A 12,243-nucleotide genomic window follows, 5' to 3' on the forward strand; every position below is an offset into this window, starting at 1 on the left:
CGCCGACGCGGAGACGGTCCGGGAGCAGGCGGTGCGGGTGTTCCGCACGCTGGACTGCGCGGGGCTCGCGCGGGTGGACTTCTTCGTCACCGACGACAGCCGGGTGGTGGTCAACGAGCTGAACACCATGCCGGGGTTCACCACGACGTCGCTCTACCCGCGGATGTGGGCCACCACCGGCATCGACTACGGCACGCTGCTGACCACGCTCGTCGACACCGCGCTCACCCGCGGCACGGGTGTGCGGTGACGTGTCGGGTCGTCAGCGGGTCGGTGCCGGTGCCGGCGGCGTCGTGTCCCGGCTCACCAGGGTGATCTTGACGCCCCGGGACACGTCCTGGATGGCGCCGCTGCCGACGCCGTCCGGGAGGGTGAGCCCGACGAAGACCGCGCGATCGGCCGTCACCCAGGTCGTTGCTCCGGCACCGGGGATCTCGAACCAGTCGACGCCGTCGACGTCGAGCAGTGGGCTGGTCGGGCCGAGCTCGGCCGGGGCGGGCAGGCCGCAGCGCGCCACGATCGGCTGGTCCTCGGGCCGCCCGGACGCCTGCCTCTCGCCGCCCCAGGCCACGGTCCCGGGGGGCGCCGGCGCCGCGAGCACCCGGCGGGGCACCAGCCCCGCGCCGGTGCTGATCTCCTGCGGGAGCCCGGAGAAGAACCGCGCACAGTCCGCGGACGCCGCGGCGGGCACGGGCACGGCCGGGACCGCGAGCGGCCCGGTCGACGGGTCGGGGTCGGTCTGCCGCCCGAGGATCTGCGAGGCGACCAGGACGCCGACCACGAGCAGGACGGGCAGGGCGAGCGCCACCCCGAGCAGGACCCTCGGGAGTCGGTGCTGCAGTTCCGGAGCGCGGGGAGTGATCACCGGGGGCGGCGTGTCACGCCGAGGTGGAGCGGGCCGCGGCGGACACCACCGGGCACGTCAGGGTTCGCGTGATCCCGGGGACCTTCTGCACGGCCGCGATCACGTCCTCGCCGAGCGCGTCCACATCGGACGCCTCCACGTGCACGATGACGTCGTAGGGGCCGGTCACGTCCTCCGCCCGGGTGACGCCCTCGATCCCGGCCACGTCCGAGGCGACGGCGGCAGCGCGGCCCACCTCGGTCTGGATCAGGATGTAGGCCTGGACCACGGACGGGCCTCCTCGGGGGACGGGCACGCTCGCCCGCGCGGGGAGGCGTGCACGGGACGTGACACGAACGTCCGGAAGGTACCGCAGGGAGCAGACGGGTGAGCCGGACGGGAGACGCAGCACAGCGGGCCACGACCCGCGTCGCCGCAGGGCAACGGGGCGACAGCGTGGCGGAGGTCGGCGAGTTCGGTGTGATCGATCGCATCACGGCCGAGCGCCCCCAGCCCGAGGGCACGCTCCTCGGGCCCGGGGACGACGCGGCCGTGCTGGCCGCCCCCGACGGCCGGGTCGTCGCGACCGTCGACACGCTGGTCCAGGGCGTGCACTTCCGCCTCGACTGGTCCGGGCCCGAACAGGTGGGGCGCAAGGCCGTGGCGGCGAACCTCGCCGACGTCGCCGCCATGGGCGCGGTGCCCACCGGACTGCTGCTCTCGCTGGCGTGCCCCGCCTCGACCCCGACCGACCTCGTCGACGGCCTCGCCTCCGGCATCTGGGACGCCGCGTCCGAGGCGGGCATCGGGGTTGTCGGCGGGGACACCGTGTCGGCCGAACAGATCGTGGTGTCGATCACGGCCCTCGGCGACCTGCAGGGACGCGAGCCGGTGCGGCGCTCGGGGGCGAAGGTCGGGAACGTGGTGGCGGTGCGCGGGGTGCTCGGGTGGTCCGCGGCGGGCATGGAGGTCCTGCGCCGCGGCTTCCGCTCCCCGGTCGCCATGGTCGCGGCGCACCGCACGCCACGGCCGCCGTTCACCGAGGGGCCGGTGGCCGCCCGGGCGGGGGCCACCGCGATGGTCGACACCTCCGACGGCCTGCTGGCCGACCTCGGGCACATCGCCGAGGCCTCGCGGGTGCGCATCGACGTGCGCTCGGAGCTCGTGCCGGTGGCCGACAAGCTCCGCGACGTCGCCTCCGCGCTGGGCCGCGACGCCCTGACGTGGGCGTTGACCGGGGGCGAGGACCACGCCCTGGTCGCCTGTTTCCCGAGCGAGGACGCCGTGCCCGACGGCTGGGCCGTGTTCGCCGACGTCCGGCTCGGCACCGGCGTCAGCGTCGACGCCGACCGCTGGGGCGGGGCGGGCGACCCGGGCTGGCGCCACTGGCGCTGACCCCGGGCCCCGCTCACATCCCCGGGGGCCGCACCCCCCGGATCGAGGCGTCGAGCAGCTGGACCGGGTGCAGCATCGGCAGCTCGCCCTCGAGGTACTTGCGGATCTGAAGCAGGCAGCCGGGGTTCGCGGTGACCAGCAGGTCCGCCCCGGCGCCGCGGATGTTGTCGGCCTTGCGGCGCCCGAGGTCGCCGGCCGCCTCCGGCTGCAGCATGTTGTAGATCCCCGCCGAGCCGCAGCAGATCTCCGCTTCCGGGAGCTCCGCGAGCTCGACGCCCGGGATCGAGCGCAGCACGTCCCGCGGCTGCGTCCGGATCTTCTGGGCGTGCCCGAGGTGGCAGGCGTCGTGGTAGGCGACCGTCGCGTCGACCCGGTGCCGCGGCGCGCGGGAGTCCTCGAGCGCGTCGGCGAGCACCTCGGAGACGTCGCGGACCTTCGCCGCGAAGGCCGCGGCACGGTCGGCCCAGGCCGGGTCGTCGGCGAGCAGCTCGCCGTACTCCTTCATCGACGAGCCGCAGCCGGCCACGTTGACCGCCACCACGTCGACCTCGGCCCGCTCGAACACGGCGATCAGCGCCTTCGCGCGCTCGACCGACTCCTCCTCCCGCCCGGCGTGCAGCCCGAGGGCGCCGCAGCAGCCCTGCGCGCGCGGCGCCACGACGTCGTGGCCCTCGGCGGCCAGCACGCGCACCGTCGCCAGGTTGACCTGGTGGAAGAACACGTCCTGCACGCAGCCGGTGAGCATGCCGACCCGGCCACGGCGGGGCCCGACGGCCGGGGTGACGACGGGGGTCCTCGCGAAGGCGTCGCGGACGCTCACCGGGGGCAGCAGCGACTCCATCGCCACGAGCCGCTCGAGCCGGCGCGGCAGCCGGGCGTGCAGGCGGTCCATGCTCTTCGGGCGCAGCTTCTGGTAGAGCGCCCCGCCGAGCGACGCGGCCCGCAGCCGCCGCCGGTAGGGGAACAGCGTGAAGATCGCCTCGCGGAACAGCCGGTCGGCCCGCGAGCGCGGCACGTTGCGCTCGATCTGCGGGCGGGTGGCCTCGAGCAGCCGGTCGTACTGCACCCCGGACGGGCAGGCGGTCACGCACGCCATGCAGCCCAGGCACCGGTCGATGTGCGTGGTGAACGCGCCCTCGAGCGGGATCTCGCCCTTCTCCGCCATCTCCATGAGGTAGATGCGCCCGCGGGGCGAGTCCATCTCCTCGCCCCACAGCGCGTAGGTGGGGCAGGTCGGCAGGCAGAACCCGCAGTGCACGCAGTCGTCCAGGAGCTCCTGGGCGGGCGGGTGGTGGGCGTCGAACGAGCCGAAGGAGCCGAGCACGTCCTGGCCCGCGTGGGCATCGGAGTGGTCGACGCGCTCGGGCGCCGACTGCTCGCCGCGCTGCGAGGAGAGGTCGGGCGAGGGGCCGGTCGCCTCGGCGGGTCCGGACTGGGTCATGCGGTCACTCCCGTCGGCAGCCAGGGCGCGAGCCGCCCCCGGCCGAAACGCTGGTCGGGGTCGAGTGAGGCGGCGACGGCCCGCAACAGGGCCGCGGAGGTCGGGGCCGGACCGAGCGCGGCCAGGTCGATACGCCCGGGCGGTCGGCGGCGGAGCAGCGAGGTGCCACCCAGGGCGGCGACCCGCCGGTGGACGTCGTCCACGGCCGCGGCGGTGGCGGGTACCGAGAGCGTCGCGACCCCGGTGAGGGGGGCGGCGGTCACCTCGGTGGCGTCGGCCAGCTCGAGGAGCAGGCCGGTGAGCAGCGACGGGGTGACCCCCACCCGTACGACGGCGCGGTCCTGCGCGCCGCCGTCGACGGCGGCGCCGTAGGCGGCCCAGGCGGCGTCCGCATCGGCCTCGGAGAGCAGCGGGGCCTCGGCACCGAGCGTCTCGCGGAGCCGGGCCACCCGCCCGTCGACGCCGTCGCGGGTGCCTTCGAGGCGGGCGAGGAGCCGGCCGCCCGACCCGTCCTGCAGCCACTGGACGGCCGAGGCCTCGACGGGGCTCGCGGCCACGGCGTGGGCGTGGGTCGCCGCGTCGGCCAGGGGGGTGGGGAGGGAGACGGTCGCCGTCGCCTCCGGCGTCGGGTGCAGGCGCAGGATCAGCTCGGCGACCACGCCGAGGGTGCCCTGGGCCCCGTGCAGCAGCTTGGTGAGGTCGTAGCCGGCGACGTTCTTGATCACGTGGCCGCCGCTGTGGGCGACGGTGCCGTCGGCGAGGACGACGGTGGCCCCGATGACGAGGTCGCGCAGGGAGCCGAAGGTGAGGGCCAGCGGGCCGGAGTCCGCGGTGGCGAACAGACCGCCCAGGGTGGCTCCGCGCTCGACGCGGGCGGCGTCGAAGGCGACGCGCTGCCCGTGCTCGCCGAGGATCTCCTGGAGCTCGACCAGCGGGGTCCCGGCGCGCACCGCGACGGTCATGTCGCCCGGGTTGTGGCTGATCACGCCGGTGAGGGACGCGGTGGACAGGACGGTGGCGCCCGGCTCGGGCGTCCCGGCCCAGTCGGAGGCGGTGCCCGCCCCGGCGACGAGCAACGGCCCGGTGTGCTCCCGCACGGCGTCGCGCAGGTCGTCCAGGGACTGCGGGGTGACGGTGGGGGTGGCCGACGATGTGGTCACAGGCGCTCGATCACTCCAGCCTCCTCCAGCGGGTGGGCCTGGTACTTGCCCGGCTTCTCCCCGCACAGGCGTGGCGTGGGGAAGATCTTGCCGGGATTGCAGAGGCCGCGGGCGTCGAACCCCGAGCGGACGCGCTTCATGACGTCGAGGTCGTCCTCCGAGAACATCGCCGGCATCGAGCAGGCCTTGTCCGCCCCGATCCCGTGCTCTCCCGAGAGCGACCCGCCGAGCTCGACGCACAGCTCGGCGATGCTGCTCGAGAGCTCCTCGGCCTGGTCGTGCTCGCCGGCGGCCTCCGAGTAGAGGACCAGCGGGTGCAGGTTGCCGTCGCCGGCGTGGAAGACGTTGGCGACGCGCAGCCCCACCTCCGAGCCCATCTCGGCGATGCGGGCGAGGACCTCCGAGAGCCGGGTGCGGGGGACCACCCCGTCCTGGACGATGTAGTCGGGGCTGATGCGCCCGACCGCGGCGAAGGCCGCCTTGCGCCCCTTCCACACCTTCGCCTGCTCGTCCGCGGTCTCGGCGACGTGGATGCGGGTGGCCCCGTGGCGCTCGCAGATCGCGGTGAGCTGCTCGAACTGGGCGTCGCACTCGTCGGCCGGCCCGTCCAGCTCGATGATCAGGGCCGCCGGGGCCTCGACGGTGTAGCCCGCCCCGACCGCGGCCTCGGCGGCCTCCATGGCCAGCGAGTCCATCATCTCCACCGCGGCCGGGATGATCGAGGCGTCCACGATGTCGCCGACGGTGTCGCCCGCGGCCTGCACGGACGGGAAGTCGGCGAGGACAAGACGCTTGGCCTCCGCCTTCTGCAGCAGCCGCACGGTCACCTTGGTGCAGATGCCGAGCGTGCCCTCGGAGCCGACGAAGACCCCGCGCAGGTCGGGGCCCGCCTGCTCCCCGGTCGGTCCGCCGAGGGTGACCAGCGAGCCGTCCGCCAGCACGACCTCCATCTCGAGGACATGGTTGGTGGTGAACCCGTACTTGAGGCAGTGCGCCCCGCCGGAGTTCTCCGCGACGTTGCCGCCGATGGTGCAGACCTGCTGGCTCGACGGGTCGGGCGCGTAATAGAGCCCGTGCGGGCCGGCGGCGCGGGAGATGTCCAGGTTGAACACCCCGGGCTCGAGCACCGCCCGGCGGTTCTCCACGTCGATCTCGAGGATGCGCCGCAGCTTCTGCAGCGAGATCACGACGCCGTCGGCGACCGGCAGCGCCCCGCCGGAGAGCCCGGTGCCCGCCCCCCGCGCCACGAACGGCACCCCGTGACGGGCGCACACCCGTACACAGGCCGCCACCTCCTGCGCGTCGCGCGGGAGCACGACGACCGCCGGGACCTGACGGAAACCGGTCAGCCCGTCGCACTCGTAGCTGCGCAGGCCGACCTCGTCGGTGATGACCGACGCCTTGGGCAGGAAGGCGGAGAAGTCCGCGGCCAGGACGCCGGTGGTGCTGCTGGTGGTGGTCGTGGGTGTGGCCATCGCTCTACACGCTCCCTCGGGTGTGGTGGGGATCCTCGCCCGCCGCCGCCACGAGCGCCACCAGGGCCGACGGGTCGGAGAGATCCTCGGCGACGTGGTCGGCCCCGGCGGCGGAGAGCTCGGCGGCGGTGGCCGCGCCCGTGGCCACCCCGACCGCGACCGCGCCGGCCGCGTGCGCCGCCTCGACGTCGCGAGGGGTGTCGCCGACGACGACCAGCGCCACCGGGCCGCCGTGGCGGCGCTCGAGGCGGTGACGGGCGGTGTGGACGAGGACCGAGCGCGGCCCCGGGAGGTCGCCGTAGACCCCGGCGTCGAGGTCGAACGGCCCGGGGTGCAGGCCCGCCGCGGTGAGCTTGAGCTCGGCACCGGCGCGCACGTTGCCGGTGACGACGATCTGGTCGACCCGCGGCTCGGCGGCGAGCCGTCCGACCGCCTCGGGGACGCCGGGCAGGACCGTGAGCACGTCCACCAGCTCCGGCCCGCGGCCGTGCCACTCGCGCCCGATCGCGGCGACCATCGCCCGGGTGTACGCGTCGCCGCGCCGGACGAGCTCGGCTGCGTGCTCGGGGGGCAGGCCGTCGCGGAACGCCTCCGCGACGAGGTGGTCGGTCATCCCGCCCATCGCCACCGGCGGCGGTTCGTGGCCGGTCACGGCGAGGAACGCGCGGCGCAGCACCTCGCCGCCGACCCGGCCGCCGCGCAGCAGCGTGCCGTCGATGTCCCAGCACACGCCGACCCGGCCGGTCACCGGCTGGTCCCCTCGGGCACCCGGTCGGCCCGGGCGTCGGCGGCGGGAGCCGCGCCCGTCAGCTGGTCGGAGATGCGCCGCGCGGCGTCGCGGAGCAGGGCGCCCACCACCTCCATCCGGTCCAGCCCGAGCCGGGCGGCCGGCCCGGACACCGAGACCGCGCAAGGGGTGGGCGCGCCCGGCACCGGCACGGCGACGCACCGCACCCCGACCTCCTGCTCGCCGTCGTCGACGTGCCAGCCGCGGTCGAGGCCCAGCCGGATCTCGCGGTCGAGGGTCACGACGTCGACGATCGTCGACGGCGTGCGCGCCGGCATCCCGGCCCGCTCGACCAGCGCCCGGGCGAGCGAGGCCTCCACGGTGGAGAGCAGGGCTTTGCCGACCCCGGTGCAGTGCAGCGGGACGTGCGCGCCGACCTCGGTGAACATCCGCATCGGGTGCGGCGAGGGCACCTGGGCGAGGTAGACCGCCGAGGAACCGTCGAGCCCGGCGAGGTTGGCCGACTCCCCGGTCCGCGCGACGAGGTCGGCCAGCACCGGGCGCACGCCGTCGCCCAGCACCCGGCCGGCGGCGTCGCCGAGGCGGACCAGCCGGGGCCCCAGCGCGTAGCGGCGCCCCGGCTCCCGGCGCACGTGACCGAGCTCCACGAGCGTCGACAGCAGCCGGTGGATCGTCGCCACCGGGAGTCCCGAGGCGGCCGCGAGCTCGGAGAGGGTGGCCCGGCCGCCGGCGTCCGCGAGGTCGTCCAGCAGGTCGAAGGCGCGCTGCAGCGACTGTACCGGGCGCCCGCCCGACGGTTCCGGCATGACGGGCCTCCTCCCCGGCTATCGATGACGTGGCTCGCGACGTCGACCCGGCCACTGCAGCATTCCACGATGCGAAAAACAAGTTCCGTGTCGTAGAAAACGCGGCCGCGAGGCCGTACCGTCATGGCCGGGAGTCGCCGCGCATCGTGAGAGGAGCACGCAGTCATGCCGCCGACGGGTGTCGAGGTCTCGGGGTACACCGCCGATCGACAGCATGAGGTGCTCCCCGACGAGGCGCTCGCCTTCCTCGCCGAGCTGCACCGGACCGCGCAGGACACGCGCACCGACCTGCTCGCACGCCGCCGGCAGCGTCGGGAGGAGATCGCGCGCACCGGGACCCTCGACTTCCTGCCGGAGACGCGGGAGATCCGGGACGGGGACTGGCGGGTCGCCGAGGCGCCCGCCGACCTGCGTGACCGTCGCGTCGAGATGACCGGGCCGACCGACCGCAAGATGACGATCAACGCGCTCAACTCGGGCGCCAAGGTGTGGCTGGCCGACTTCGAGGACTCGCACACCCCCACCTGGGAGCTCGTGATCGGGGGCCAGGCGAACCTCGTCGACGCGCAGTCCGGCGACGGCAAGCTGACCTTCGACAGCCCCGAGGGCAAGCACTACGAGGTCTCCGCGGACGAGCAGCCGACCGTCGTCGTCCGCCCCCGCGGCTGGCACCTCGACGAGAAGCACATCACGGTCGACGGCACCCCGATCGCCGGTGGCCTGGTCGACTTCGGGCTCTACTTCTTCCACAACGCGAAGGCGCTCGTCGAGCGCGGGAGCGGGCCGTACTACTACCTGCCGAAGATGGAGTCGCACCTCGAGGCGCGGCTCTGGAACGACGTGTTCGTCAAGGCGCAGGACCTCCTGGGCGTCCCGCAGGGCAGCGTGCGGGCCACGGTCCTCATCGAGACCATCACGGCCGCGTTCGAGATGGAGGAGATCCTCTACGAGCTGCGCGACCACGCCTCCGGTCTCAACGCCGGTCGGTGGGACTACCTCTTCTCGGTGATCAAGAACTTCCGCGAGCAGGGCCGGGACTTCGTGCTGCCGGACCGCAACTCGGTCGGGATGACGGTGCCGTTCATTCGGGCCTACTCCGAGCTGCTGGTGCGCACCTGCCACAAGCGCGGCGCGTTCGCGATCGGCGGGATGGCGGCCTTCATCCCCTCGCGCAAGGACCCCGAGGTCAACGAGAAGGCCACGCAGAAGGTCCACGACGACAAGGCCCGTGAGGCCAACGACGGCTACGACGGCTCCTGGGTCGCCCACCCCGACCTGGTGGAGATCTGCCGCGAGGAGTTCACCAAGGTCCTCGGGGACCGGCCCAACCAGCTCGACAAGACCCGCGAGGACGTCTCGGTCGGGGCCGCGGAGCTGCTCGACGTCACGTCGACCCCCGGGGAGTGCACCGAGGCCGGGCTGCGCAACGACGTGTCGGTGGGGCTGCAGTACATCCAGTCCTGGCTCTCGGGCACCGGGGCGGCCGGCATCTTCAACCTCATGGAGGACGCCGCCACCGCGGAGATCTCGCGCTCGCAGATCTGGCAGTGGATCCACAACGACATCACGCTGGACACCGGCGAGAAGGTGACGCCGCAGTACGTCCGCACCGTGGTCGGCGAGGAGCTGGACAAGATCAAGAACGCGGTCGGCGAGCAGACCTTCGAGAAGGGTCGGTGGCAGGAGGCGCGCGACGTGTTCGAGTCGGTCGCCCTCGCGGACGACTACGTCGAGTTCCTCACCCTGCCGGCCTACGAGCTGATCGACTGACGTGACGGCGGACCCGGCCGCCCGCCCGGACGGGCTGGTGCTCGAGGTCGCCGCGTGCGACGACCCGCGCAGCGTCGGGTTCGTCGAGGCCCTGAGGCTCCGCTCGGATGAGGTGCATCACCCGTCCGGCGTAGGGTCGTTGGGGAATCGTGCATCGACAGCGCCTCGTCTCGGGCTTCGTGGCCGTGCTCGCCCTGCTCCTCGCCGGCGCGGGGATCGCCGCGGCCGCGCCGCCCGACGGCTCGGGGGGTACGGCGCACGCCACCGGCACCGCCCCCGGGCTCTCGTTCTCCTTCGATGTCGCCGAGCACGGGGCCGACCCGCACGCCGCGAGCGGGTACTTCCGCGCGGCGCTGGTCCAGCCTGCGGGCACCCTGATCGCTCCGCAGGGTCCGGCCACCTGCGTGGACGTGCGCGGGGACACCGTCGGCTTCCTCTACCCGCTCGTCGACGGTACCCGGCCCACGGCGCTGCCGTTCACCTCGATCCTCATCACCGCGCACGACGGCGGGCCGGGGCACCCGGACGCGATCGGCATCATCGGCCCGCTCCCGACCGCGGCGTTCGGCGGCCGGTGTGCCCCGTCGGTGCCCTTCCTCCCGGTGACCAGCGGCGACGTCGTCGTCCACGGCGGCAGCTGATCCGGCGCCACCCCCACGCGGTCGGGGGCCCGTCCGCGGCTAGCGTGGCCGCCGTGCCGACCGACGTCCTCGTGGCCCTCTGATGGCGCGCCCCCTCTCCGAGACCGTCGAAGCCGGGTGGGCCCAGGCCCTCGAGCCGGTGGCCGAGGACGTGGCGGCGATGGGCGACTTCCTGCGCGCCGAGGTCGCCGCCGGCCGGACCTACCTGCCGTCGGGGGCGAACGTGCTCCGGGCGTTCACCCAGCCGTTCGACGATGTCCGGGTGCTCGTGGTGGGTCAGGACCCCTACCCGACGCCGGGTCACGCGGTCGGCCTGTCGTTCTCGGTGGCGCCGGACGTGCGTCCGCTGCCCAAGAGCCTGCAGAACATCTTCCGCGAGTACGGCGAGGACCTCGGTCACCCGCCGCCCTCGAGCGGGGACCTCTCCCCGTGGACCCGGCAGGGGGTGCTGCTCCTCAACCGGGTGCTCACCGTCGCCCCGGGCGCGCCCGGCTCGCACCGCAACAAGGGCTGGGAGAAGGTCACCGAGCAGGCGATCCGCGCGCTCGTCGACCGCATCGACGCGCCCCTCGTCGCGATCCTCTGGGGGCGGGACGCCCGGTCCCTCGCCCCGCTGCTGGGTGAGGACGTCCCGACGGTCGAGTCGGCCCACCCGAGCCCGATGTCCGCGGCGGGCGGCTTCTTCGGGTCACGGCCGTTCAGCCGCGTCAACGCCTTCCTCGAGGAGCTGGGCGACGAGCCGGTGGACTGGCGCCTGCCCTAGCACCCGCGAGCGACGGGACGACGGGTCAGCGACGCGCGCCGAAGCGGCGCCGCGAGCGCCGATGCGGGGCGAACATGCTCCACCCGCTGCTGGGGATGGTGTCCGGACGGTGCCGCCCGCCGACCTCGGCGCGGCGGCGGCCGCGGACGAGGGCCAGCAGCCGGGAGAAGGGGCGGCGAGGGGTGCGGCGGTCGAGCACCGGCAACGGCCGCTCCCGGCGCGCCGGCAGCCCGACGATGTCCGGCGAGGGCAGCGGCGCCTCGTCCAGCGCGGCCACGCCCCCCGTCGCGGGAGCCGGAGCCGGGACATCGGCGGCCTGCGCGGGCAGCGGCGCCGGGCCGGCCTGGTCCGCGGGGAGACGCTGGGCCACGACGCGCATCGGGGCCGGCGCGGAGCGACGGTGGACCGTGCGCTCGGCGCGCGGAATGCGGGGCTCGGCGGTCGAGGTCGTGTCCGGTCGGCTCACCACGTCCTCCGTTCATCGCACATCCGCACCGGTCGCTCTCGTTCGATCCTCGCCTACGTACCTTGCAGGCGCAAGGACGACCGCATGTGCGTTCGCCGACGTCGGGCGTCGCGGTCGTCGGGAACGGGATCATGGGGGAGGGTCATCGTGCCGACGTGGACGCCGAGCGAGGCCGGGCTCGAGACGGCCCGGTCCGACGACGGCGGGCTGCTGGTCCGCGCCACGGGCGACGCCGACGGGCCGGTGCTGCACTACACGCGCGCCGAGGTCGACGCGTTCGTGCGGGGGGCGAAGGACGGCGAGTTCGACGACCTGGCCGGTCCGGGCGCGACCACCGGGACGTCCTGAGGCCCGGCGGGCCGGGAAGTGCCCGGGCCCGGACACACCACGGGCCCGGCACGAGGCCGGGCCCGGGAGGCGTGGGGTCCCGGCCGTCGGACGGCCGGGAGCCGGGATCAGGCGCGGCTGACCTTGCCGGCCTTGAGGCAGGAGGTGCAGACGTTCAGCCGCTGGCGGTTGCCCTTGCCGACGCGGGCGTGCACCGTCTGCACGTTCGGGTTCCACCGGCGGTTGGTCCGGCGGTGGGAGTGCGAGACCGACTTCCCGAACCCGGGGCCCTTCGCGCACACGTCGCACACCGCAGCCACTTCGAACACCTCTCGAGATCGCCGACCATCGGAGCGCGCGGCACACGGACCGCCGCACGGCAGGACTCCAGGGTAGCCGAGCCGTGG

General features: G+C 74.7%; 14 protein-coding genes and 1 pseudogene. 6 read left to right on the forward strand and 9 right to left on the reverse strand.

Annotated features, from left to right (window positions below):
- Window positions 1-250, forward strand: a pseudogene (locus VGH76_RS19330) (D-alanine--D-alanine ligase A); the annotation flags it as partial.
- Window positions 251-262: 12 nt separating this feature from the next.
- Here the strand turns inward: VGH76_RS19330 and VGH76_RS19335 are convergent.
- Complete coding sequence (locus VGH76_RS19335) at window positions 263-865, reverse strand: DUF3515 domain-containing protein (RefSeq protein ID WP_331558346.1); 603 nt, start codon at window positions 863-865, stop codon at window positions 263-265.
- A gap of 13 nt (window positions 866-878) precedes the next feature.
- The gene (locus VGH76_RS19340) at window positions 879-1,133 is read right to left on the reverse strand and encodes an Lrp/AsnC ligand binding domain-containing protein (protein ID WP_331558347.1); all 255 of its coding nucleotides are present in this window, start codon (window positions 1,131-1,133) and stop codon (window positions 879-881) included.
- Between the two features lie 98 nt (window positions 1,134-1,231).
- Here VGH76_RS19340 and VGH76_RS19345 point away from each other — a divergent pair, with 98 nt between their 5' ends.
- A complete protein-coding gene (locus tag VGH76_RS19345; protein ID WP_414637760.1) occupies window positions 1,232-2,239 on the forward strand; it encodes a thiamine-phosphate kinase in 1,008 nt (335 codons plus the stop codon).
- Window positions 2,240-2,252: 13 nt separating this feature from the next.
- Here the strand turns inward: VGH76_RS19345 and VGH76_RS19350 are convergent, their stop codons facing one another.
- The 5 genes from VGH76_RS19350 to VGH76_RS19370 are packed head-to-tail and all read right to left on the reverse strand — an operon-like array spanning window position 2,253 to window position 7,869.
- Entirely contained in the window at window positions 2,253-3,680 is a 1,428-nt protein-coding gene (locus tag VGH76_RS19350; RefSeq protein WP_331558348.1) for a (Fe-S)-binding protein, read from the reverse strand.
- Window positions 3,677-4,840: an FAD-binding oxidoreductase gene (locus tag VGH76_RS19355; protein WP_331558349.1), complete on the reverse strand. Its 1,164-nt coding sequence runs from the start codon at window positions 4,838-4,840 to the stop codon at window positions 3,677-3,679. Before VGH76_RS19355 ends, VGH76_RS19350 begins: the two co-directional genes overlap by 4 nt.
- Window positions 4,837-6,315, reverse strand: a complete 1,479-nt coding sequence (locus VGH76_RS19360) for an FAD-binding oxidoreductase (RefSeq protein WP_331558350.1) — start codon at window positions 6,313-6,315, stop codon at window positions 4,837-4,839. Before VGH76_RS19360 ends, VGH76_RS19355 begins: the two co-directional genes overlap by 4 nt.
- Window positions 6,316-6,319: 4 nt before the next feature.
- A complete protein-coding gene (locus VGH76_RS19365) occupies window positions 6,320-7,063 on the reverse strand; it encodes an HAD family hydrolase (RefSeq protein ID WP_331558351.1) in 744 nt (247 codons plus the stop codon).
- Window positions 7,060-7,869: an IclR family transcriptional regulator gene (locus VGH76_RS19370; protein WP_331558352.1), complete on the reverse strand. Its 810-nt coding sequence runs from the start codon at window positions 7,867-7,869 to the stop codon at window positions 7,060-7,062. Before VGH76_RS19370 ends, VGH76_RS19365 begins: the two co-directional genes overlap by 4 nt.
- 165 nt (window positions 7,870-8,034) lie before the next feature.
- On the opposite strand from VGH76_RS19370, the gene aceB reads away from it, so the two are divergent.
- The 3 genes from aceB to VGH76_RS19385 all read left to right on the forward strand — a co-directional run bounded on the left by aceB (window position 8,035) and on the right by VGH76_RS19385 (window position 11,043).
- Window positions 8,035-9,639 (forward strand): malate synthase A, encoded by a 1,605-nt coding sequence (aceB, locus tag VGH76_RS19375; RefSeq protein WP_331558353.1) that lies wholly within the window; start codon window positions 8,035-8,037, stop codon window positions 9,637-9,639.
- Window positions 9,640-9,788: 149 nt separating this feature from the next.
- Window positions 9,789-10,280 (forward strand): hypothetical protein, encoded by a 492-nt coding sequence (locus VGH76_RS19380; protein ID WP_331558355.1) that lies wholly within the window; start codon window positions 9,789-9,791, stop codon window positions 10,278-10,280.
- A 79-nt stretch (window positions 10,281-10,359) separates the two neighbouring features.
- On the forward strand, window positions 10,360-11,043 hold the full coding sequence (locus VGH76_RS19385; RefSeq protein WP_331558376.1) for a uracil-DNA glycosylase: 684 nt from the start codon (window positions 10,360-10,362) through the stop codon (window positions 11,041-11,043).
- Window positions 11,044-11,068: 25 nt separating this feature from the next.
- Here the strand turns inward: VGH76_RS19385 and VGH76_RS19390 are convergent, their stop codons facing one another.
- Window positions 11,069-11,509, reverse strand: a complete 441-nt coding sequence (locus tag VGH76_RS19390; protein ID WP_331558356.1) for a hypothetical protein — start codon at window positions 11,507-11,509, stop codon at window positions 11,069-11,071.
- A 147-nt stretch (window positions 11,510-11,656) separates the two neighbouring features.
- Here VGH76_RS19390 and VGH76_RS19395 point away from each other — a divergent pair, with 147 nt between their 5' ends.
- Window positions 11,657-11,857, forward strand: a complete 201-nt coding sequence (locus VGH76_RS19395) for a DUF397 domain-containing protein (RefSeq protein ID WP_331558357.1) — start codon at window positions 11,657-11,659, stop codon at window positions 11,855-11,857.
- A 107-nt stretch (window positions 11,858-11,964) separates the two neighbouring features.
- Here VGH76_RS19395 and rpmB read toward each other — a convergent pair whose 3' ends face one another.
- Window positions 11,965-12,156, reverse strand: coding sequence for a 50S ribosomal protein L28 (gene rpmB / locus VGH76_RS19400; RefSeq protein WP_331558358.1), 192 nt, complete (start codon window positions 12,154-12,156; stop codon window positions 11,965-11,967).
- Window positions 12,157-12,243: the final 87 nt, after the last annotated feature.

Origin of the sequence: Actinomycetospora sp. (assembly GCF_036497585.1) — a bacterium.
In the GTDB taxonomy this organism is placed as follows: domain Bacteria; phylum Actinomycetota; class Actinomycetes; order Mycobacteriales; family Pseudonocardiaceae; genus Actinomycetospora.